At 71.8% G+C, this 21,596-nt stretch carries 23 protein-coding genes, 1 tRNA gene, 2 pseudogenes and 1 riboswitch; of the genes and pseudogenes, 18 read left to right on the top strand and 8 right to left on the bottom strand.

Annotated elements, in window-relative coordinates; translation table 11 throughout:
- Window positions 1–234, bottom strand: a pseudogene (locus SACSA_RS25615) (MFS transporter); the annotation flags it as partial.
- 347 nt (window positions 235–581) lie between these two features.
- Between SACSA_RS25615 and SACSA_RS0102815 the strand changes: the two are divergent.
- A complete protein-coding gene (locus SACSA_RS0102815) occupies window positions 582–1,046 on the top strand; it encodes a peptidase inhibitor family I36 protein (RefSeq protein ID WP_019813320.1) in 465 nt (154 codons plus the stop codon).
- 307 nt (window positions 1,047–1,353) lie between these two features.
- A tRNA-Arg gene (locus tag SACSA_RS0102810) sits at window positions 1,354–1,427 on the top strand.
- 469 nt (window positions 1,428–1,896) lie between these two features.
- On the opposite strand, the gene SACSA_RS0102805 is transcribed toward SACSA_RS0102810, so the two are convergent.
- Entirely contained in the window at window positions 1,897–2,475 is a 579-nt protein-coding gene (locus SACSA_RS0102805) for a hypothetical protein (RefSeq protein WP_019813318.1), read from the bottom strand.
- Window positions 2,476–2,855: 380 nt separating this feature from the next.
- Between SACSA_RS0102805 and SACSA_RS0102800 the strand changes: the two genes are divergently transcribed.
- The 8 genes from SACSA_RS0102800 to SACSA_RS0102765 all read left to right on the top strand — a co-directional run bounded on the left by SACSA_RS0102800 (window position 2,856) and on the right by SACSA_RS0102765 (window position 11,985).
- Complete coding sequence (locus tag SACSA_RS0102800; protein WP_019813316.1) at window positions 2,856–4,163, top strand: extracellular solute-binding protein; 1,308 nt, start codon at window positions 2,856–2,858, stop codon at window positions 4,161–4,163.
- Window positions 4,160–5,152 (top strand): carbohydrate ABC transporter permease, encoded by a 993-nt coding sequence (locus tag SACSA_RS0102795; RefSeq protein WP_028661468.1) that lies wholly within the window; start codon window positions 4,160–4,162, stop codon window positions 5,150–5,152. The genes SACSA_RS0102800 and SACSA_RS0102795 overlap by 4 nt, the downstream gene beginning before the upstream one ends.
- The gene (locus SACSA_RS0102790; protein ID WP_019813312.1) at window positions 5,149–5,994 is read left to right on the top strand and encodes a sugar ABC transporter permease; all 846 of its coding nucleotides are present in this window, start codon (window positions 5,149–5,151) and stop codon (window positions 5,992–5,994) included. Before SACSA_RS0102795 ends, SACSA_RS0102790 begins: the two co-directional genes overlap by 4 nt.
- Window positions 5,995–6,004: 10 nt before the next feature.
- A complete protein-coding gene (locus SACSA_RS0102785; protein WP_019813310.1) occupies window positions 6,005–7,642 on the top strand; it encodes a glycoside hydrolase family 13 protein in 1,638 nt (545 codons plus the stop codon).
- Window positions 7,635–8,675: a LacI family DNA-binding transcriptional regulator gene (locus tag SACSA_RS0102780; protein ID WP_019813308.1), complete on the top strand. Its 1,041-nt coding sequence runs from the start codon at window positions 7,635–7,637 to the stop codon at window positions 8,673–8,675. Before SACSA_RS0102785 ends, SACSA_RS0102780 begins: the two co-directional genes overlap by 8 nt.
- 90 nt (window positions 8,676–8,765) lie before the next feature.
- A riboswitch (cobalamin riboswitch) is annotated at window positions 8,766–8,951 on the top strand.
- 60 nt (window positions 8,952–9,011) lie between these two features.
- Window positions 9,012–10,043: an ABC transporter substrate-binding protein gene (locus SACSA_RS0102775; RefSeq protein ID WP_019813306.1), complete on the top strand. Its 1,032-nt coding sequence runs from the start codon at window positions 9,012–9,014 to the stop codon at window positions 10,041–10,043.
- A 74-nt stretch (window positions 10,044–10,117) separates the two neighbouring features.
- Entirely contained in the window at window positions 10,118–11,116 is a 999-nt protein-coding gene (locus SACSA_RS0102770; protein ID WP_019813304.1) for a FecCD family ABC transporter permease, read from the top strand.
- Entirely contained in the window at window positions 11,113–11,985 is an 873-nt protein-coding gene (locus tag SACSA_RS0102765) for an ABC transporter ATP-binding protein (RefSeq protein WP_019813302.1), read from the top strand. The genes SACSA_RS0102770 and SACSA_RS0102765 overlap by 4 nt, the downstream gene beginning before the upstream one ends.
- A gap of 160 nt (window positions 11,986–12,145) precedes the next feature.
- Here SACSA_RS0102765 and SACSA_RS0102760 read toward each other — a convergent pair whose 3' ends face one another.
- Window positions 12,146–12,412: a helix-turn-helix transcriptional regulator gene (locus SACSA_RS0102760; protein ID WP_019813300.1), complete on the bottom strand. Its 267-nt coding sequence runs from the start codon at window positions 12,410–12,412 to the stop codon at window positions 12,146–12,148.
- A 75-nt stretch (window positions 12,413–12,487) separates the two neighbouring features.
- Between SACSA_RS0102760 and map the strand changes: the two genes are divergently transcribed.
- From map to SACSA_RS0102730, 5 genes are all read left to right on the top strand, one after another.
- Window positions 12,488–13,267 carry a type I methionyl aminopeptidase gene (gene map, locus SACSA_RS0102755; protein ID WP_019813298.1) on the top strand — a complete coding sequence of 260 codons (780 nt, stop codon included), beginning with the start codon at window positions 12,488–12,490 and terminating at the stop codon, window positions 13,265–13,267.
- Window positions 13,268–13,298: 31 nt separating this feature from the next.
- Window positions 13,299–13,781, top strand: a complete 483-nt coding sequence (locus SACSA_RS0102750) for a nucleoside deaminase (protein ID WP_019813297.1) — start codon at window positions 13,299–13,301, stop codon at window positions 13,779–13,781.
- Window positions 13,782–14,037: 256 nt separating this feature from the next.
- Entirely contained in the window at window positions 14,038–14,868 is an 831-nt protein-coding gene (locus SACSA_RS0102740) for an SAM-dependent methyltransferase (protein WP_019813295.1), read from the top strand.
- A gap of 29 nt (window positions 14,869–14,897) precedes the next feature.
- Window positions 14,898–15,380 carry an SRPBCC family protein gene (locus tag SACSA_RS0102735; RefSeq protein WP_019813293.1) on the top strand — a complete coding sequence of 161 codons (483 nt, stop codon included), beginning with the start codon at window positions 14,898–14,900 and terminating at the stop codon, window positions 15,378–15,380.
- A 5-nt stretch (window positions 15,381–15,385) separates the two neighbouring features.
- Window positions 15,386–16,453, top strand: coding sequence for an NAD-dependent epimerase/dehydratase family protein (locus SACSA_RS0102730; RefSeq protein ID WP_019813291.1), 1,068 nt, complete (start codon window positions 15,386–15,388; stop codon window positions 16,451–16,453).
- 29 nt (window positions 16,454–16,482) lie between these two features.
- Here the strand turns inward: SACSA_RS0102730 and SACSA_RS0102725 are convergent, their stop codons facing one another.
- Window positions 16,483–17,664: a site-2 protease family protein gene (locus SACSA_RS0102725; protein WP_019813290.1), complete on the bottom strand. Its 1,182-nt coding sequence runs from the start codon at window positions 17,662–17,664 to the stop codon at window positions 16,483–16,485.
- Between the two features lie 76 nt (window positions 17,665–17,740).
- Between SACSA_RS0102725 and SACSA_RS0102720 the strand changes: the two genes are divergently transcribed.
- A complete protein-coding gene (locus SACSA_RS0102720; protein ID WP_232212815.1) occupies window positions 17,741–18,064 on the top strand; it encodes a hypothetical protein in 324 nt (107 codons plus the stop codon).
- Window positions 18,065–18,113: 49 nt separating this feature from the next.
- On the opposite strand, the gene SACSA_RS0102715 is transcribed toward SACSA_RS0102720, so the two are convergent.
- The gene (locus SACSA_RS0102715; protein WP_019813288.1) at window positions 18,114–18,560 is read right to left on the bottom strand and encodes a hypothetical protein; all 447 of its coding nucleotides are present in this window, start codon (window positions 18,558–18,560) and stop codon (window positions 18,114–18,116) included.
- A 110-nt stretch (window positions 18,561–18,670) separates the two neighbouring features.
- Window positions 18,671–18,985, bottom strand: coding sequence for a DUF2795 domain-containing protein (locus tag SACSA_RS0102710; RefSeq protein WP_028661465.1), 315 nt, complete (start codon window positions 18,983–18,985; stop codon window positions 18,671–18,673).
- A gap of 352 nt (window positions 18,986–19,337) precedes the next feature.
- Here SACSA_RS0102710 and SACSA_RS0102705 point away from each other — a divergent pair, with 352 nt between their 5' ends.
- The gene (locus tag SACSA_RS0102705) at window positions 19,338–19,814 is read left to right on the top strand and encodes a hypothetical protein (RefSeq protein ID WP_232212814.1); all 477 of its coding nucleotides are present in this window, start codon (window positions 19,338–19,340) and stop codon (window positions 19,812–19,814) included.
- A gap of 78 nt (window positions 19,815–19,892) precedes the next feature.
- Window positions 19,893–20,948, top strand: coding sequence for an iron-containing redox enzyme family protein (locus tag SACSA_RS0102700; RefSeq protein ID WP_048876363.1), 1,056 nt, complete (start codon window positions 19,893–19,895; stop codon window positions 20,946–20,948).
- Between the two features lie 109 nt (window positions 20,949–21,057).
- Here the strand turns inward: SACSA_RS0102700 and SACSA_RS0102695 are convergent, their stop codons facing one another.
- Together SACSA_RS0102695 and SACSA_RS21220 are read right to left on the bottom strand one after the other, a co-directional pair.
- Complete coding sequence (locus tag SACSA_RS0102695; protein ID WP_028661463.1) at window positions 21,058–21,261, bottom strand: CDGSH iron-sulfur domain-containing protein; 204 nt, start codon at window positions 21,259–21,261, stop codon at window positions 21,058–21,060.
- Window positions 21,233–21,596, bottom strand: a pseudogene (locus SACSA_RS21220) (methyltransferase); the annotation flags it as partial. The gene SACSA_RS0102695 and the pseudogene SACSA_RS21220, both read right to left, overlap by 29 nt.

Genomic DNA, 21,596 nt, shown 5'->3' with positions numbered 1-21,596 from the left:
CACCATCCCGGTGGCCGCGACGGCGATCACCGCCCGGGCGCCGTAGCGCTCGACCACCCGGCCCGAGGCCAGCGCCGCGAGCAGCATGCCGACGCTGGCGCCCAGCAGCGCCAGCCCGAACGCACCGGGACCGATGCCGACCTGCTCGCTCAGCGCGGGCGTGCGCGGCGCCCACGTGCCGAGCACGAACCCGTTCAGCGCGAACACGCAGAAGACCGCCGCCTGCCGCCGCACACCTGCCCCCTTCCCCCGCGGGCGGGTCGTTCCCGCACCGGCTCGGTCGCCGACCCGCACCGGCCGCTGCCTTCCCGCACCGGCCAGCAGCCGTGCCGCCCGCTCCGCCTTCCCACGGTGCCGACGCCGCCTCGGCCCGGCAAGGCGCGTCCCCAGTAGCACCACCATCCCGCCGACACGGCCACTACGGCCGTTTTGTGGACAACTCCCACCCGTTCGGACCACCGCGACTCGTCTGTCCACAACCGCCCCGGATTGCTCCTGACAGAGCAGCTCCGGCACCGCACCGTGGAGAACACACACCGCGCCACAGCGACCACGCACACGACACAGAGGAGAGACCCGCCATGCGCAGGACCACGACCGTCGTCCGCTCCCACCACCAGCACACCGCCCGTGCCCACACCGGGCACCCACTCGGATCGCGAAGGCCGATCGCGCTCGGGCTGGCCGCGCTCGCCTCCGTGCTGGTCTCCGTGGCCGCCGGAGGTTCGCCCGCCGCGGCGGCACCGGACGCGGCCTCACCGGACGGTGGGGCGGAGTGCCAACGCGGCGAGTTCTGCCTGTGGAGCGAGGAGGACTACAACGGTGACATTCTGCGACTCGACCTCCGCTCCACCAATCCGGAGGCCTGCGTTGCTCTGTCCGGAGGTATGCGCGCTCACGCGTTCGCGAACCGCATCGACCGGCACGTGACCGTGTATCAGGATCAGCATTGCGCCACCGAAGGTGACTTCAGCACCTACCCGGGGCCCGGCACATTCGTTCCCCGCAGTCCGTACGTCGTGCGGGCGATCAAGATCTGGAACTGACGGCCGCTCCGGTACGGCCGACGAGACGAGCGCTGCCGATTCCGCCACGTCAGGGGAACGCGTGGCAGGCGGCGCGCTCGAAGGCGCGGCAGGCCCCGACCGCGCCTTTCGTCGTGGCCGCCTTTCCCGCCCCGGGCGGCCACGATCGCCCCGCCCGGCCTGGCTCGACTGTGCTGTCGCTCACCTTCCGGGGAGCGATTCGTCGCCAGGCCGGGTGAGGGGTGAAACGATCCGGCAACGTCGGGCGATCAGACAGGCAGCGGCGATTAAGCTGGTGTGAAGTCGTGACCAACTCGGTCGCCGCCGAGCCCTCGTAGCTCAGCTGGATAGAGCAAGAGCCTTCTAATCTCTAGGTCGCAGGTTCGAATCCTGCCGGGGGCGCTCCTCCCCTGGCCACGCTCTGGCCGGGGGAGCCACTACAGACTCGCCCCGGCTCGTCCGTGGCCCGGCGGCGGTGCTTCGGCCTCCGGGCCGGGACCCGCTGCGACGCGCCGGGCGAGCCTTCCTTGATCACTGCCGCGGAGTTGTCGCCGCTACTACACCAACCCGCTGAATCTCGCCAGCGCGGCGCGGGAACCATACTCTCGTACCGGAGCCGAGAGGCCGGGACGGCGTCGGGCATCGACGGAGCAACATTGTATGCACGCTGCGTGCTCAGCGACGACAATGCCAGTCACCAATGGGCCAAGGACGACCGCGGTCCGGAAAGCGGAATCACACGTTCCGGTCGAGGCCCACAGTGCTGGTGATGAATTATCCTCGTCACTGCCGACCGGACCCTTGTTGGCGCCGGTCGTCATTCTTCTGTTCGTCTGGGGAGAGCACGTCGCCGTGGCTCCGTGTGACGGCCTCACCGCTCGCCACGCCATTCCGGCCAGGAGTCGTCGCAGTCCGGAAGGTAGAAATACGATGTCCCGGTGAGGAAGCCGTATTCGGCCCCTGCGTCATCACGGTAGTCCACGCGAAACCGCTCAACCTCCGCGTGGCCGTCCTCCGCGCGCAGATCCACAACGAACCACCACGTTTCCTTCGGCTCGACGGTGGCCCCATCAGCAGGTACACGCTCCTCCCACGTCGGGCCCGCACGCTCCGGCTCCGGCGGAAACTCCGCCCCGTTGACGGTCCCGTTCGTCGGCACGAGAACAGCGTCAATCATCCGAAATCCCCGCGCGCCGACCGCCGAAACACCGGTAATGGTCAGCGGAACCTCCCCGAGGTGAATGAGAGGACCATTGTTCGCGCTGATCGTCGTCTTCTCGTCCGTATGAGGCACACAAATCGCGACATGCGGTTCGCCGTGATACTCCCCGAGGGGACCATCGGTATACACCCGGTCGGAGCCTCTGGTAACGACCAATGCCGCCACCAGCACCAGCGCGAGCGTGACGCGAGCAGCGCTTACCTCAATGGCCCTGTGCCGCGAAAACACCAGACTACCGGATTCGCCCGGTTGAGACTGTTTCCGCGTACCGCGCGCCCAGCCGACATGACCTCGAACTCTGGTTCGCCGGAACCAGCTAGGCACTACGCAACACCTGGCCAAGGACAGGTCGTGGTGGTGTCGCGAGCATGGGTTTCCGTTTCCGGGCAGGATCGCCACGCGGCGCGGCATCCGGCCACCAGTGTCCGAACGTGATCAATCGGACGCTATGCGTACAGGAAACGACGGGGCAAGACTTACCACGACGGCAGGCTGCGGAGCGTACCGGCACTCGCAACCCTTGCATGAAAGTTTCTGCAACCCCTTGCACCCATGCTCCCCCGCTGGCTACGGTTCGCTGCCGATTCCGGTCTCAGCGAGGAGAGCGCATGAAACGGACCAGCAGACTCGCCGCTCTGGCGGCGGCCACCACCCTCACCGTCTCGGCCTGCGGCGGTACGGACGACGCCGAGCAGCAGGCCGCGCGGGCCGCCGAGCAGGCCGCCAACGACCCGCGGTCGGTGACGGGCACGGTCACCTGGTGGGACACCTCGGACGCGACCACCGAGGCGCCCGCGTTCCGGGAGCTCGTGTCCCGCTTCGAGGACAAGTACCCGAACATCGACGTCGAGTACGTCAACGTGCCGTTCGACGGCGCCGACGATAAGTTCAAGACCGCCGCGCAGAGCGGCGACGGCGCCCCCGACGTGATGCGCGCCGACGTGGGCTGGACCCCGACCTTCGCCGCACTCGGTTACCTCCAGCCGCTCGACGACACCCCCGCGCTGGCGGGCGCGGACGATTACCTGCCCGTGCCGATGCGGAGCACGACCTACGAGGGACGGACCTACGGCGTTCCCGAGGTCACCGACACGCTCGCCCTGCTCTACAACAAGGACCACTTCGAGCAGGCTGGCATCGACGCCCCACCCGCCACGTGGAGCGAGTTGCGCGACACCGCCGCCGCGCTGGAGGAGGCCGTGCCCGGCACCACCGGCTTCTTCGCCAACGCCGACTCGTACTTCCTGCTGCCGTTCGTCTACGGCGAGGGCGGCGACTACGTCGACATGGAGCGCAAGAAGGTCACCCTCGACTCCCCCGAGGTGCGCTCCGCGATCGAGACCGTCCAGGACCTCACCGCCGACGGGATCGGCACGACCGACACGAGCGCGAACAAGTACACGAACATGCAGAACGGCTTCAAGAGCGGGTCGGTCAGCATGATCCTCAACGGCCCGTGGTCGGTGTCGGACACCCTGTCCGGTGAGGCGTTCTCGGACGCCGACAACCTCGGCGTGGCGCCGGTCCCCGCCGGACCGAAGGGCCAGGGCGGCCCGGTGGGCGGGCACAACCTCGTCGTCTACGCGGGCTCACCGGATTTGGCCGCCTCGTATCTGTTCGTGAAGTTCCTCAACTCGGCCGAGAGCCAGGCCTACATCGCCGCGCGGAACAACACCCTGCCGACCCGCGAGTCCGTCTACACCGACGACGAGGTCGCCGACAACAGGGTCATCTCGGAGTTCCAGGGCCCGGTGGAGCAGGCCGTGCCGAGGCCGCCCGCGCCCGGCGCAGGCGACCTCTACGACATGTTCACCCCGTTCTACGAACGCATCCTCGGCGGTCAGGCCACCATCGACGAGGCGCTGCGGCAGGCGCAGAGCAAGACCGACGGCGCGGTTCCGGGCTTCGAGTCATGACGAGCACCGCCGTTCGACCCCCGAGCGGGGTGGCACCGGAACCGGTGCCGCCCCGCCGCCGGGTGCGCACGCTGCTCACCCGGCACTGGTACGCGTGGGCGATGGCGGCACCGGTGGTGGTGGTGCTCGCCGTGCTCGTGCTGTACCCGCTGGCACAGGGCCTGTGGCTCTCGCTGACCAACGCCAACGAGATGAACAGCGCCCGCACCATCGGCGCCAACGAGATCCCGGCCACCTACGAGTTCGTCGGCCTGGCCAACTACCTCGACATCCTCTCCGGTTCGGAGGGGGTCTTCTACCCGAGGCTGCTCTGGACTCTGGTGTGGACGGTCACCTGCGTGACACTGCACTACTCCATCGGGCTCGGCCTCGCGATGCTGCTCAACCGGGCGATGCGGGGCCGGAGCCTGTACCGGATGCTGCTGATCCTGCCGTGGGCGGTGCCTCCGTTCGTCGCCGCGTTCGGCTGGCGGCTGATCCTCAACGACTCCGGCGGCGTGCTCAACGCCGTGCTCGACGCCGTCGGCATCGCAGGCGTCGACTGGCTCGGCCAACCGCTGGCGGCCAAGTTCTCGGTGATCATGGTGAACGTGTGGCTGGGTGTCCCGTTCATGATGGTCGCCCTGCTCGGCGGATTGCAGACCGTCCCGAAGGATCTGTACGAGGCCGCCGAGGTCGACGGCGCGACCCCGTGGCAACGCTTCCGCGCCGTCACCCTGCCGGGGCTGCGCCCGGTGTCGGGCACCGTCATCCTGCTCGGCACGATCTGGACGTTCAACCAGTTCCCGGTCATCGCACTGCTGACCGGCGGCGGACCGGGCGGAGCGACGAACATCCTCGTCACCGAGGCCTACGACCGGGCTTTCCAGGGTATCCGGGACTACGCGGGCGCGGCGACCTACGGCGCGATCATCGCCTCGATGCTCGTGGTGTTCGCCTTCCTCTACCGCCGCTGGCTGGACCGGCAGACACGGGAGGTGGCGCTGTGAAACGGACCAGGGGCCGCCACGAGCGCAGCACACGCTCGTCGGCCGCGCTGCACACCACCTTGGTGGGCGCGAGCGTCATCGCCGTATTCCCCGTCGCGTGGGTGGTGCTGACCTCGCTCAAGACCGACCGTGACACCTGGGCGCGGCCCGACGCGCTGGGCAGTCTCGGGCTGGACAACTACACCCACGTGCTGACCAGGACGCAGTTCGGCACCTGGTTCGGCAACTCGCTGATCGTGGCGGCGGCGACCACGGTGGTGGCCGTGCTGATCTCGGCCAGCGCCGGGTACGCCGCCTCGCGGATGCGCTTTCCCGGGCAGCGGCCGTTGATGTGGAGCTTTCTCATCACGCAGATGTTCCCGGCGGCGGTGCTGATCGTGCCGCTGTACAACGTGCTGTCGGACCTCGGGCTGCTCAACTCCTACACCGGTCTGGTCCTCGCGGGCTGCACGGTGGCGGTGCCCTACTGCGCCTGGATGCTCAAGGGGTACTTCGACACGATCCCGGTCTCCATCGACGAGGCGGGCCGCATGGACGGGCTCACCCCGTTCGGCACGTTCTGGCGGCTGATCGTGCCGCTGGCCAAGCCCGGCATCGCCGTGACCGTGTTCTACGCGTTCGTGACGGCCTGGGGTGAGGTCGCCTTCGCGAGCGTGTTCATGCAGAGCGAGGACCGTTACACCCTGCCGATCGGCATGGCGACCTTCGTCAGCGACTTCAAGGCCGAGTGGGGGCTGCTCACGGCCAGCTCCGTGCTCGTGCTGCTGCCCTCGGCGGTCGTGTTCTTCCTCGTGCAACGCCATCTCGTCGCCGGCCTGACGGCCGGTGGGGTCAAGAGCTGAAAGGAATTCCATGGGCAACGACTGGTGGCGGACCGCGGCGATCTACCAGGTCTACGTGCGCAGTTTCGCCGACTCGAACGGTGACGGCATCGGCGACCTCGGCGGCGTGCGCGACAAGCTCGGCCACCTGGCCGATCTCGGTGTGGACGCGGTGTGGCTCACGCCGTTCTATGCCTCCCCGATGGCCGACGGCGGCTACGACGTCGCCGACTACCGCACGGTGGACCCGCTGTTCGGCGACCTCACCGAGGCCGAGGCGCTCGTGCGGGAGGCGCACGAGCGCGGGCTGCGCGTCCTGGTCGACCTCGTGCCGAACCACACCTCGTCCCGGCACGAGTGGTTCGTCGAGGCGCTGGAGGCCGGGCCCGGGTCGGCGGCCCGCGCGCGCTACCACTTCCGCGACGGCCGCGACGGCGGTCCGCCCAACGACTGGGAATCGGTCTTCGGCGGGCCTGCATGGACCCAAGTCGCCGACGGGCAGTGGTACCTGCACCTGTTCGACCCCGCCCAGCCGGACCTGAACTGGGACAACCCCGAGGTCCGCGCCGAGTTCGACGACATCCTGCGGTTCTGGCTCGACCGGGGGGTCGACGGGTTCCGCGTCGACGTGGCGCACGGCATGATCAAGGCCCACGGCCTGCCGGACGCGGGCTGCACCGATCAGGCCTCGCTGCTGACCACGCGGGAGCTTCCCTACTTCGACCAGGACGGCGTCCACGAGATCTACCGCGCGTGGCGCAAGATCCTCGACTCCTACCCGGGCGAGCGCATCGGGGTGGCCGAGGCGTGGGTACCCAGCGCCGACCGGCTCGCCCGGTACGTGCGGTCCGACGAGCTGCACCAGGCGTTCAACTTCCACTACGTGGAGGCCACCTGGTCGGCGGCGGGGTTCCGCGAGGTGATCGACGCCTCGCTCGCGGCGGTGTCCGGCGTGGACGCGCCCAGCACGTGGGTTCTGTCCAATCACGACATTCAGCGGCACGTCACGCGGTACGGCGGAGGCGAACTGGGCCTTCGCCGCGCGCGGGCGGCGGCGCTGCTGACGATGGCGTTGCCCGGGTCGGTGTACGTCTATCAGGGCGAGGAGCTCGGCCTGCCCGAGGTCACCGACCTGCCCGACGAGGTGCTCACCGACCCCGTGTGGGAACGGTCCGGGCACACCGACCGGGGCCGCGACGGCTGCCGTGTGCCGCTGCCGTGGTCGGGTGGCGAACCGCCGTTCGGCTTCGGCGGGCCCGCGTGGCTGCCGCAGCCCGCGGAGTGGGCCGCGTATACGGCGGAGGCACAGCGGGACGACCCGGGCTCGATGCTGACGCTGTACCGGCGTGCGCTGCGCCTGCGCCGTGACCTGCCGCGGACCGGCCTGCGCTGGCTCGAACCCGGCGCGCGCACGCCGTCCGGAACCGACGCGGACGAGCAGGTGCTCGCCTTCGGCCGGGGTGCGGACTTCACGTGCACCGTGAACTTCTCCTCCGAGCCGGTCACCCTCCCCGCTCCGGGACGCCTCATCCTGGGCAGCCTGCCCGAGTCCGAGTTCACCGCCGTACCCGGCACCGCCGGTGCGGGGCACGGCACGCACGGCGACGGCGAGCGGGTTACCGTTCCCCCGAACAGCGCGGCGTGGTGGAGCGGAGACGTGCATGGCTGACCGGACGCTCGACGGTGTGCGCCTCGCCGACATCGCCGAGCAGGCGAAGGTGAGCGAGGCCACCGTGAGCCGGGTCCTCAACGGCAAACCGGGGGTCGCCGCGGCCACCCGGCAGACCGTGCTCACAGCGATGGACCGGCTCGGGTACGAGCGCCCCGCACGGTCACGCCGCCGCAGCGCGGGGCTGATCGGGTTGATCATCCCCGAGCTGGACAACCCGATCTTCCCGGCGTTCGCGCAGGTGATCGACCGCACGTTGACCATGCGCGGCTACACCTCCGTGCTGTGCACCCAGTCGCCGGGCGGGGCCACCGAGGACGAGCTGATCGAGGCGCTGACCGAGCGCGGCGTCTCGGGCATCGTGTTCGTGTCGGGGCTGCACGCCGACACCACCGCCCGGCACGACCGGTACACGCGCCTGATCGAGAGCGGGGTGCCGGTGGTGTTCGTCAACGGCTTCGCCCCGGGCGTGCGGGCGCCGTTCTTCTCCGACGACGACGCCGGGGCGGTGGAGCTGGCGCTGGCCCACCTGCGCGAACTCGGCCACTCCCGGATCGGCCTCGCCGTGGGGCCGCGGCGGTTCGTCCCCGCACAGCGCAAGGCCGAGCGGTTCCGGCGGCTGATGGCGCCGGCGCTCGGGTCCGACCAGGCGGCCGAGGAGCTGATCGCGCACTCGCTGTTCTCCGTGGAGGGCGGGGACACCGCGGCCCGCGAACTGCTGGACGCGGGGTGCACGGCGATGGTGTGCGGGAGCGATCTGATGGCGCTCGGCGCGATCCGCCAGGCACGCAGGCGAGGGTTGTCGGTGCCGAGGGATTTCTCGGTCGTGGGCTACGACGACTCGCCGCTGATCGGGTTCACCGACCCGCCGCTGACCACGATCCAGCAACAGGTCTCGGGCATGACCACGGCGGCGGTGCGCACGCTGCTCGACGAGATCTCCGGCGTGGACGTCCCCACCGGCGAGTACCTCTTCCAGCCGGAGCTGATCGTGCGCGGCTCGACCGCCGCCCGCCCCGCACCTCCCTGTTGACATGTCGTCAAGGCCTCCTTTCCTGCACTGAACGCAGTCAAGGGGGCCTTGACGACAAGACAACACGCGTGCGGTGGGTCGCGGGCGTGGTAGCCTTCCGGGGCCAGTCGTGTCCACGGTGTCGTGCACGTGGGCCAGGGAATCCGGTGCGAATCCGGAACTGACGCGCAGCGGTGAGGGTGACGGGCGAGGCACGGGCCACTGGATGAGTGTCCGGGAAGGCGCCCCGCTCGGACGATCCCGAGTCCGAAGACCTGCTGGCGGCTCCGCGCCGAGGCGGAGCGCACCCGTCCGCCGGGCTCCGCGCATGGGCCCACGACGCGAAGGACCACACCCGTGCCGAACGCACGCCGATTCCGGGTCGCCGTCGCACTGGTGACCACGCTGGTCGCCCTCGCCGCCTGCGGCGGCGGTTCCGGCGCCGCCCCGGAGGAACAGTCCCCACCCGGATATCCGCGCACCGTGGACAACTGCGGTACCGAGACCCGTGTGGACCGTCCCCCGCACCGCGCCGTCTCCCTCAACCAGGGAAGCACCGAGATCCTGCTCTCACTCGGGCTCGGCGAGCGCTTGGCCGGCACGGCGACCTGGACCGACCCGGTCCTGCCCGAGCTGGCCGAGGCCAACGCCGACGTGCCCCGGCTCGCCGAGAACAACCCGTCGTTCGAGGCGGTGCTCGCGGCCGAGCCCGATTTCGTCTCGGCCTCGTTCGTCTCGACCCTCGGCGTCGGCGGCGTCGCCACCCGGGAGCAGTTCCACGACCTCGATGTGCCCACCTACGTCGCCCCGTCCGACTGCGTGAAGGACAACGACGCTCCCGGCGACGGACGGCGCGACGAGCCGCTCGACCTGGCCACGATCTACGGCGAGATCCGCGACCTCGCCCACGTGTTCGGCGTGGAGGAACGCGGCGAGCGGCTCGTGGCCGAGCTGCGGGACCGCGTCGCCACGGCCACCGAGGGCGTCGACGCCTCCGGCGTGTCGGTGCTGTACTGGTTCGCCAACAAGGAGTCCCCCTACCTCGCGGGCTGCTGCGGGGCACCGGGGATCATCACACGCGCGCTCGGACTGGAGAACGTCTTCGACGACACCCACGACGAGTGGCCTCAGATCAACTGGGAGACGGTCGCCGACCGCAATCCTGACGTGCTCGTGCTCGGCGACCTCACGCGCCGGTCGCAGACCGCCGAGAGCGCCGAGCGCAAGATCGAGTTCCTGGAGTCGCACCCCGTCACACGCGAGATGGACGCCGTCCGCGACCAGCGTTACATCCTGCTCAGTGGGCAGGCACTCAACCCGAGCATCCGCACCGTCGACGGGATCGAGACCCTCGCCACCGCACTGGGCGAGTTCGGGCTGACCAGGTGACCGCGCGCGGTCCGGCGGCGGTCGCGGAGCGAGCACGGACGGCACCGCGCCCACGCAGGGCATGGCCCACCCCGGTGTTGCTGGCCTGCGGGTTCGCCGCGCTGATCTCCTCGGTGTCGGTGGCGATCACGATCGGTCCCGCCGCCATCGGGGTGCCCGACGTGTTCGCGACCGTGGCGTCCCGGCTCGGCTGGGGCGGGGCACCCGGCCTGAGCGCCATCCGCGAGGGGATCGTCTGGGACCTGCGCCTGCCTCGCACGTTGCTGGCGGTGCTCTGCGGCGCGGGGCTGGCGTTGTGCGGGGCGGTGATGCAGTCGCTGCTGCGTAATCCGCTGGCCGATCCGTTCGTGCTGGGCGTGTCCTCCGGCGCCTCCACCGGCGCGGTCCTCGTCGTCGTGCTCGGTGTGGGTGGCGCGGCGCTCACGTTGTCCTCCGGCGCGTTCGTCGGCGCCGTCGTCGCCTTCGGCCTCGTGCTGGTGCTGAGTCACATCCTCGGCGGCACCACCGACCGGGTGGTGCTCTCGGGCGTGGCGGTGATGCAGTTCTTCTCCGCGCTGACCTCGTTCGTGCTGCTCACCTCGGGCGACGCGGAGACCACGCGCGGTGTGCTGTTCTGGCTGCTCGGCTCGCTGGGCAACGCGCGCTGGGACGACGTCACGGTCTGCGCGGTGGTGCTGGTCGGGGCGCTGGCGGTGTGCCTGGGACAGGCCCGTTCGCTCGACGCGTTCGCCTTCGGCGAGGACGCGGCGGCGACGCTCGGGGTGTCCGTGGCACGCGTCCGGCTGGTGCTGCTGTGCGCCACCGCCGCCCTGACGGCGACCCTGGTCAGCACGGCGGGCGCCATCGGATTCGTCGGACTGGTGCTGCCGCACGCCGCGCGCGCGCTCACCGGACCCGGCCATTCGCGCCTGCTTCCGGTGACCGCCCTGGCCGGGGCGGTGTTCATGGTGTGGGTCGACACGCTCGCGCGCACGATGCTGGCTCCGCAGGAGGTGCCGGTGGGGGTCGTCACCTCCCTGATCGGCGTGCCCGCGTTCGTTCTGATCCTCTACCGCACAAGGGGGAAACGGTGACCGACCAGCGCTCGCCGGACCGGGAGCAGGGACTGGCCGCCCACGCGGTCACCCGGGTCCTGGGCGGCACCACCGTGGTGGACGGCGTGACCGTGGCTCCGCCCACCGGGCGCACCACGGGCCTGCTCGGGCCCAACGGCTCCGGCAAGACCACGCTGCTGCGCCTGCTGGCGGGTGTGCTGCGCCCGACCTCCGGCACGGTCACGCTCGACAGCAGGCCGCTGGGGGACCTGCCCCGCCGCGATCGGGCGCGCCGCATCGCCATGGTCGCGCAGCAGTCGGACACGCAGGTGCCCCTGACCGTCGAGGAGGTCGTGCGGCTCGGGCGGGTGCCCCACCGCAAGCTGTGGGCCAGCACCACCCGGGACGACGACGCGGCCGTGCGCGACGCGCTCGCGCACACCGGCATGACGGGCAGGCAGGCACAGCACTGGCACACCCTCTCCGGCGGGGAGCGGCAGCGGGTGCAGATCGCGCGTGCGCTGGCCCAGCGGCCGAGGGAGCTGCTGCTGGACGAGCCGACCAACCACCTCGACGTCCGCCACCAGCTCGAACTGCTGCAACTGGTGTCGGACCTGCCGTGCACCAGTGTCGTCGCGCTGCACGACCTCAACCTCGCCGCGACCTACTGCGACCACGTGGTCGTGCTGGACGAGGGCCGCATCGTCCGCGAGGGCACCCCGCACGAGGTACTCACCGAGGACCTGATCGCCGAGGTCTACGACGTGCGCACCGACATCTCCCACCTCGGTCCCGACGGTCGCCCGCACGTGCGCTTCCTGCGCCCGGCCTCCCCGCTGACGCGGGCCACGGGCACGGTCGTCGCGCTCTCGCCCGAGGGGCCCGGGCGCAAGGCCGCGTCCGGCTGACCCCGCGAGTCGCCCTTCACAGCCCGCGAGTTGCCCTTCACAGCTCGCGAGTTGCCCTTTCCCGTCCGTGAGTCGCCGCGCACGGTCCCCGAGTCGCCGTCCCCTGCGGTGCGACGACCACCAGGACCGGCACACGCGGAGCCCGCCGCCGGGCGCCCGGTCAGGAGGCGGACTCCAGCGCGGCGCCTGCGCGCCAGGTGTCGGCGACCCGCTCGAGCGGCAGACCGAGCACGTCGGCCAGCCGCACGATCGTGCCGAACGCCGGGCTCGGCAGTCGCCCGGTCTCGATCTTGCGCAGGGTTTCCGGCGACACGCCCGCGCGGTGTGCCACCTCGGCGAGACCCCGGTCGGCGCGCGCCTCGCGGAGCAGGCACCCGAGGAGCCTGCCCGCCTCGATCTGCTCGGGCGTCAGCGGAAGACGGACCATCCCCCCACCCTAGCTCCGGTATTATCATACCGGTAGTGTTCGGTATTATTATACCGCTCTACGGGAGGAGCCAGCGTGATCGAACTGAAGTCGGCCGCCGAGATCGAGCGCATGGAGGTCACCGGCCGGTTCGTCGCCGAGGTGCTGGGCGCACTGACCGGGCACGCCCGGGTGGGCACGAACCTGCTCGACCTGGAACACCGGGCACGGGAACTCCTGCGCGAGCGCGGGGCGAGTTCGTGCTACTGGGACTACGCCCCATCGTTCGGCAACGGACCGTTCCGGAACGTCTGCTGCCTGTCGGTCAACGACGCGGTCCTGCACGGCCTTCCGCACGACTACACGCTGCGGGACGGGGACCTGCTCAGCCTCGACCTCGCCGTCTCCCTCGACGGCTGGGTCGCCGACGCCGCGACGAGCGTCGTGGTGGGCACGCCCGCGGAGGCCGACCTGCGGCTGATCCGGGCCACCGAGGAGGCGCTCGCGGCGGGCATCGGGGCGGCACTCCCGGGCAATCGCGTGGGCGACATCGCCGCCGCCATCGGCGCGGTGGCCCGCGAGTACGGCTATCCCGTCAACACCGAGTTCGGCGGACACGGGCTCGGCCGCACCATGCACGAGGAACCCCACGTGCCCAACACCGGACCCGCCCACCGGGGGCTGCGGCTCCGGCCGGGCATGACGCTGGCACTGGAACCGTGGTTCGCCCGGCACACCGACCGGATCGTGGTCGACCCCGACGGCTGGACCATCCGCTCGGCCGACGGGTCCCGCACGGCCCACTCCGAACACACCGTCGCGATCACCGAGTCGGGGCCCCGCGTGCTCACCGACGGGCCCGGCGACTCGCGCTGACCGCGACCGCCGGGCCTGGCAGGATGGACCGGTGATCGGCGAACGGGACCTCGAACACCTGCGGCGGTGCGTGGAGCTGGCGGAGGAGGCACTGCTGGCGGGCGACGAGCCGTTCGGCTCGGTGCTGGTCGACGGCAGCGGCACCGTCCGCGGCGAGGATCGCAACCGGGTCGCGGGCGGCGACCGCACCCGGCACCCAGAGTTCGCGCTCGCCCGCCGGTCGGCGACCGAACTCTCCCCCGCCGAACGCGCCCGCGCCACCGTCTACACCTCCGGCGAGCACTGCCCGATGTGCGCGGCGGCGCACGGGTGGGCCGGTCTGGGCCGCATCGTCTACATCGCCTCGTCCGCCCAGCTCACGGAGTGGTTGTCCGGGTGGGGTGTGCCCGCGCCCCCGGTGCGCCCGCTGCCCGTGTCCGAGGTGGCTCCCGGCGTGCTCGTGGAGGGACCGGTGCCCGCGCTGGTGGACGCGGTGCGCGACCTGCACGCCCGGCACCGCGGTGTGCGGGGCTGAACGCGGTCCTTCCTAGACGGTGGGTCCGGACGGGAGGCCACACGAGAATCCCGTGTGGACAGTGTCGGTCGGCAGGAACACTGGGCCACCGCGGCGGAGAACGCCCGGCACGGGGCCGCGGAACGCCGCCGCGTCACCCGGTACCCGGTCGACAGGCGCAGGCTCGACACCACCGTGCGCACGGACCTCGACGGTCGGCGGATTCGCGCTCACGGCGGATTCCGGAGCCTCCGCGCGGTTCGCTAGAGTCGTCCGCGTGCCGAACGACACACCGGATCTCGACCTCGACCGGCCCAGCTCCGGGCGGATCTACGACTACTGGCTCGGTGGGACGAACAACTACGCGATCGACCGCGAGTTCGCCGAGAAACAGCTCGCGCTGGCCCCCGAGATCCGCGAGGCGGTGCGGGAGAATCGGGCGTTTCTGCGCCGGGCCGTACGGTTCGCCGTCGAGTCCGGTATCCGGCAGTTCGTGGACCTCGGCAGCGGGTTACCGACGCAGGGCAACGTGCACGAGGTCGCCGACGAGGTCGCGCCGGGGGCGACGCGCGTGGTCTACGTCGACCACGAGCCGGTCGCTCACGCGCACGCGCGCATCCTGCTCGAGGACACGGCCGACCCGGAACGGCACCGCGCGCTGTGGGGCGACTTCTTCGACGGGCCCCGGCTGTGGGAGCGCGTCGTCGCCGAGGGCATCGACCCCGGCGAGCCGATCTGCCTGCTCACCGTGGCACTGCTGCACCTGATGCCACCCGAGTCCGACCCGGCGACGCCGATGGCCTTCTACCGCGACCAGCTCGCACCCGGCAGCCTGCTGGTGCTCTCGCACGCCTGCCTGGACACCGACGACGAGGCAGCGAAGGACGCCTTCGGCCGGATCAGGGACGACTACGGCAAGCGGACCGCGGTCAAGGCCAGCCCCATGCGGTCACGCGCCGAGATCACGGAGTTCTTCGGCGGGTTGGAGCTGATCGACCCCGGTTTGGTGTGGCTGCCCGAGTGGCGCCCGGACGAGCCCTACACCGGGGACGTCACCCGCACCCGCGCCGTCGCGGGCGTGGCCCGCGTCCCGTCGCCGCCCGAATAGGGTGCCGACGCCGCGGGTATGTCGTGCGAATGAGTGAGTTCGAGCACACGCGCGTGATACCCGCGGAACCCGGGGTGGTGTTCGACATCGCCTCCGGTGAGCCGACGCTGAACAGCTGGACGCCCGAGGGCGTGGAGGTCGAGCCCGCGGGCCGGGGCGCGTTGCACGCCTGGATCGCCGAGGGCAGTGAGATCCACGACGCCTTCGGCTACGTCGACGTCGACCGTGACCGTCTGCGCATGGAGTGGGGCGGCACGGAATCGGGTTACGACGGCTGGCTCCAGGTCGTGCCGGACGACGGCACCGCCGACGCCACCGGCGCCGAGAGCGCGGAGGGGGCGGACAGCGCGGGCCGGGCGGACGGCACCGGAGGCAGCGTGGCCACCCTGCACCTGACCTTCACCGACGAGGGAGCGGCCCTGGGCGGCGAACGCGGTGAGGAAGCCGACCGGCGGGTCGAGCAGGCGCTCGACCGGCTGGCCGCACTGGTGCGCGAGCGGACCGGCGGGTGAGAGCGATGACCGACACACTGCGCGTGGTCGTCACGGGGGCGACCGGCAACATCGGCACCGGCGTCGTCGCGGCTCTCGCGGACGACCCGACCGTGGAATCGATCGTCGGCGTGGCACGCCGTACTCCACGCTGGTCCCGGCCGAAGCTGTGGACGACGGGCATGAACCTGGTGACGGCCACCGACGCCCAGCTCGACGCGCTGTTCGACGGCGCCGACGTGGTGATCCACCTGGCGTGGCTGTTCCAGCCGACACGCGACCCGGCGACCACCTGGCGCACCAACGTGCTCGGCACCATCAGGGTGGTCGAGTCGGTGCTGCGCCGCGGAGTGCCCGCACTGGTGTACTCCTCGTCGGTGGGTGCCTACTCCCCCGGTCCCAAGGACCACGCCGTGGCCGAGGACTGGCCCACCCACGGCTGGCCGGGCGCGGCCTACACCCGGGAGAAGTCCTACCTCGAACGCGTGCTGGACGTCGTCGAGCGCGACCACCCCGAGACCCGCATCGTGCGTATCCGCCCGGGATTCGTGTTCCAGCGGGGATCGGCCCAGCAGCAGCGCAGGCTCTTCGCGGGGCCGTTCCTCCCCGTGTCGCTGGTGCGCCCCGGCGCGGTCCCGGTGGTGCCGGACATCCCGGGACTGCGGACCCAGGCGGTGCACTCGACCGACCTCGGCGAGGCGTTCCGTCGCGCGGCGGTGACACCGGTGCGGGGCGCGTTCAACGTGGCCGCCGACCGCGTGGTGGACCCGGGACTGCTGGCCGAACTGCTCGGGGCGCGGCTCGTGCCGGTGCCCGCGCGGCTGGCGCGCAACGCGGTGAGCACGGCGTACCGGTTGCGTCTGGTGCCCGCCTCGCCGCAGTTGTTCGACGCGGTCCTGCGCATTCCGATCATGGACACGACGCGGGCGCGGACCGAACTCGGCTGGTCCGCACGCTACTCGGCGGGCGAGGCGCTGGGCGAGTTCCTGACCGGGCTGCGGCAGGGCGCGGGCTTGCCGACTCCGCCGCTGCGGCCGTCGATGCCCGGAGGGCGGCTCGGCGAGGCCGCCACCGGCGTGGGCGCGCGTCCCTGAACGCGTACCGGGGTCGGCGTGTACCGGGGTCAGCGGGGCCGTTCCGCCGCGGTGTCACGCCCGGCCCCGGCTACGCCCGTGCTGGGACCGGCCCCGAGTCCGTGCAGCATCACCGCGTGACTGATGTCGGTCGAGGTGACGATGCCGGTGAGCCGGTCGCCGTCGAAGACCAGGGCGCGCCCGTCCGAACAGCCGCGCATCCGGTCGAGCAGCTCGGTCAGCGGCTCGTCGGCGCGTGCCGTGGGGACGTCGGCGAGTGGGCAGGCGGTCTCCCGCAGTGTGGTGTCGGCACGCCGGTCGGGGGCCACGGCACGGAGCCGGTTCAGCGTGACCAGGCCCTCCACCCTGCCGGACGGCCCCACCAACGGAAACGCCGAGTGCCGCTGTCTCAGAGCCACGTCGTGCAGGAACTCGGACACGGTGAGCCCGCCGTCGGTGGTGTCCGGGTCGGTCGTCATCACCTGACCCACGCGGACGTCGGCCAGCGCCGCGCCGAGTTCGGCCTGACGCTCCTCCGCTCCCGCGACGAACACGATGAACAGGCCGATCACGATCCACCACAGGCCGTCCCCTGAGCCGGTGAACAGCAATCGCCACGCGCCGAGCAGCACGAGGGCGAACCCGAACACCCGGCCCGCCCGGGCGCTGAGCACGGCCGCGCGCACGCGGTCCCCACGCCACGCCCACAACGCGGCGCGCAGGATGCGTCCCCCGTCCAACGGGGCCGCGGGGATGAGATTAAACGCGGCCAGCACCACGTTGATCGCCGCGAGGTAGCCGGGAACCGCGACGAGCAGCACCCCGGCGTCGACAGCCACGAGTACCCACGTCGCGAGGCCGAAGAGCGCGGCGACGAGCACGCTCGCCAGCGGCCCCGCCGCCGCGATGCGCAGGTCCGCGCCCGGCGTGCGGGCCTCGCTGCGCAGCTTCGCGATCCCGCCGAGCAGCCACAGCGTGATCTCGTCCACTTCGATGCCGTTCCTGCGGGCGACCACGGCGTGCGAGAGTTCGTGCGCGAGCAGCGAGAGCAGGAACAACAACGCCGCCACCAGTGCCGCCCCGACGTAGGCGCCGGTGGGGTATCCCGGCACCAGCAGCGGCCACCGCGCGGTACCGAGCGCGACCACCAGCACGGCGAGGATGCCGAGCACGCTCCAGTGCACACCCACGCGAACCCCCGCGAGCGTGCCGAGTGGAACGGTCGAGCGCATGCGCACCTCCCTGCGATGTAGCTCATGCCTGCGGGTGGGTTAACGCTCCGCGCCGTCGGATACCCGAAAGGAGTACATGCCAGACGCGGAGGACATGATGGCAGGCAAGCGGAGCGATCTCGACACGATGACGATGGCGGAGCTGACACGCGAAGCGCACCGGGTGGGTATCCCCCTCGTCGCGCACATGAGCACCCACGAGCTGATCGAGGCGATCGAGCAGCAACGCGAGACCAACGCGCTCTACCCCGCCGAGGTGACACAGCCGGAGCCCACCGCGGCAGTGGCGCAGCCGGAGACCACCCCGGCGCCCGGCGGCGTGCGGGAACCGGCCGTCCCGTCGGTCCCGGTCCCGGCACAGGAGCGGCGGAGCCCGCCCACGCCCGCGTCGGCCTCGTGACCCGGCCAGCGCGGGGACATCGAACCGGACGACGCGGCGATCTGGTCGCTCAGAGGTCGGAGACGACCAGGTCGCCGCTGGCTGCCTGCGCGGCGTCGAGTTCCCTGGCGAGGGCGCCGCACATCCGCTGTGCGCGGGCCAGCGCGGAAGCCACTTCGAACGTCGACTCGGCCACGTCGGCGTAGGCGCGCGGCCCCGGCGCCGTGGCCAGCCCTCCGCACCACAGCCGTTGCTCCAGCCAGGTGGCCAGTTCCGGCAGGCAGTGGGAGAGGTCGTCGACGAGCGACTTGAGCGAGCCGAGCACCGCGTGCATCTCCCCCGGCCCGGCGAGGATGTCACCGTCGACGGGACCGGACGTGCGCAGGTGCAGGGCACGCAACGCGTCGCGGGCGCCCGCGGCCAGCCGGACGGGCGCGTCGGCTTCGTCGCATCCGGCACCGCCCGGACCGGCGGGCTCGCCGCTGCCGGAATCGTCACCCTCGGGCCACAGAACCATCGCCCCACCCTCTGCTGCACCGCTTGAGTCCGGACGGCGGGTCCGAGACTCCGCCATCCGGACACATACCCGGCCGCCGACAGGACGAAACGGCACCTCCGGCCGGCGGGTCAGGAACCGCGGTTCTCCCCCAGCTCCTCGACGATCGGGTGCGGTGACACATCCTTCTCCTGTTCGGCCACACCGGACTTGTCGTGGCTCCGGCGGCGCCGGGCACGTTCCCCCTCGGGCTGGGGCGAGGCGAACGACACCGACCGTTCCACCTCGGTGAGGTCGGAGTACACCTCCGGCGGAATCGCTTGGAGCGCGCCGAGTGTCTCCGAGTCCGTTTCGGACTGTTCGGCGTACCGAACCAGGTCGTCCTTTCCCGCGGGGAAGTCAGCCTCGGACAGAGCTTCCCGCAGCTTCTCCACGGATGTCGCCATCGTGTCTGCACCTCCCGGGCCGCGGAATACCCCGTCCGTGCCACGGCGAAACGACGCCCGCCCGCCACGGGACACGCCGGAGGCGAGGTGCTCCGGCGAGCCGTCGACGCACCGTGATCGTGGCCGGGAGCCCGCCGCCCGTCGCCGCAGCGCACACCCCTGTGCCGGCCCAGGACGCGGCGGCGGGCACACTCCCTCGCGGCGATTTCGCTACGTAATGATCTACGGTAAGGCGGACTCGGCCCGCCTCCCGGTCCGGAAGGACTTCTCGGTGCATGACGACGTGTCGGTGACGCGACCGCGCGACGGCCGCGGCGACCGGACCCCGCCGGCGCCGCGGTCCCGTCCCCGGGTGCTGGCGGTCATGGGCTCGATGGTGGTGGGATGCGGCGTCGCCGCCGCGGCGGTGATCCTGGTACCTGGTGATCCCGCGCGCGTGGTGGAGGCCGACCACGCCTCCGTCGAGGACGACGCGCGAGTCCCGCGCGGCGGCCAAGGCCACACCCGGCTGGTGACCACCGGCGAGAGCACGACCACCACGACCACCGGCTCCGACGGTGCGGAGGACAGCTCGGCCGGCACCACACCGCCGGACCCGGACGCCGACGAGAACAAGGGTGACGCGCGCGAGGGCGGCGGGGAGGACGGAAGCGGTCCGGGTGCCACGCGTTCCGACCCACCGCGCACCGAGGATCGGCCCCCGAGCAGCACGACGGCCGAGCCGCCCCCTGAGCCGTCGGAACCGCCGGAGTCGTCGCCACCCCCGCCCACGACCACCCCTGACGACGACGAGGACGACGAGGACGACGGCTGCTGGCTGTTCTGCTGACCCGGCCGTGCCCGCGCCCGTCACCGTGTACGCCGCCGGGGACCCGGGTAGCCCGCGAAGGTGACGACAGCGAACAGCATCGGACCCGCGCACCGCAGCACCGTCGCGCCGGACCCTGCCCGGGCCGTGCCCCCGCTGCCGCGACCGCGCGGACCGCTCTCGGAGCGGATCGTGTCCACGCTGGGCCGATCCCCCGGCGACGACGACGGCGCGCCCGGTATCGCCGAACGGGAACCGCGTTCGGCCGACCCGTTCGGTGACGACGTGCAGCTCGCCCTCACCGTGTGCTACGAGCTGCACTACCGGGGCTTCGCCGGGGTCGACCCCGAGTGGGAGTGGCACCCCGGCCTGCTCGCCGCGCGCCGCGCGCTGGAGCGCCGGTTCCTGGCGGGACTGCGCGCGGAGGTGGCCGGGGGCACCGACGGCGACGCCGTCACGGCGGAGCTGGACGCGTTGCTGATCGAACCGGTGCACGGTGGGGGACTGACCCACTACCTGCGTGACGAGGCCGACTGGGCGCGGATGCGGGAGTACCTGGTGCACCGCTCGATCTATCACCTCAAGGAGGCCGACCCGCACGCGTGGGTCATCCCACGACTGCACGGGCAGGCCAAGGCCGCCCTGGTGGCCGTCGAGTTCGACGAGTTCGGCGGCGGCCGGTACGACCGGATGCACTCCCGTCTCTACGCCGACCTGATGGAGGACGCGGGACTGGACGCCGGGTACCTGGCCTACCTCGAACACGTGCCCGCCGAGGCGTTGGCCCCGGTGAACCTGATGTCACTGCTCGGGCTGCACCGGGGCCTGCGCGGTGCCCTGGTGGGCCACTTCGCGGCGGCGGAGATCAGCACCGCGCCGAGCGCCGCCCGCATGGTGGACGCGCTCGACCGGCTGGGCGCCGGGCAGGCGTGCCGGTTGTTCTTCACCGAGCACGTGGAGGCCGACTCCGTGCACGAGCAGGTCATGCGGCACGAGGTGATCGGGGACCTGCTCGCCACCGAACCCGGGCTCGCGGGGGACGTGGTGTTCGGCATCCAGGCCACCGGACTGGTCGAGGCCCGGCTGGCCGACCACGTACTCGGCCGGTGGCGTGCGGGCCGCTCCTCGTTGCGTTCCCCTGTGGACGGTGCCTGACGCCGGAGTGCGCCGGTGCCGCGGCACCGCGCCGCGCACTCAGCCCCACGGCGCGCCGTACTCAGCCCCGGCACCGCGCCGCGTACTCACCGCCGACGGCGCGCCGTGCTCAGCGCCGACGACGGTGGCTGGCGTCGCAGAACGGGTAGTTCCGGCTGCGGCGGCAGGCACACAGTGCCACCTGGAACCGGTCGGAGACCACCGTCGTGCCATCCGGAAGCTGTACCTCGACGGGACCGTCGACGAGCACGGGACCTCCGGGCACCGGCCGGACCCGCCGGGGCTCACGCGGGTGAGGGCGTTCGCTCGGCACGGATCACCACCAACTCCTCTTCGCGACGGCCGTGTCCGACGAAGCCGCACTGTTCGAGGTACCGGGCACGGCGCCGCAGCACCGGGCCGAACGGCACCCACCGCCGGGCCACGACCGAGGCCCGCAACCGCCGCCCGCGCAACGCGGCCAGCGTCGGCTCCACCCCGCACAGCGCGGACTGCACCAGCAGGAACGTGCCCCGGCAGGCCAGCAGGTCCGGTACCTCGTCGCACAGCGGGTCGAGCACGGCTCTGCCGTCGTCGCCCGCGTCCCAGCGGGCGCTCGGGCGTCCACGCCCCGGCCACGGCACGTACGGCGGGTTGGCCAGCACCAGG

This window comes from Saccharomonospora saliphila YIM 90502 (genome assembly GCF_000383795.1).
GTDB lineage: Bacteria > Actinomycetota > Actinomycetes > Mycobacteriales > Pseudonocardiaceae > Saccharomonospora > Saccharomonospora saliphila.
Note: the sequence above shows the minus strand (reverse complement) of the source record. Positions and strands in the feature narration are given on the sequence as shown.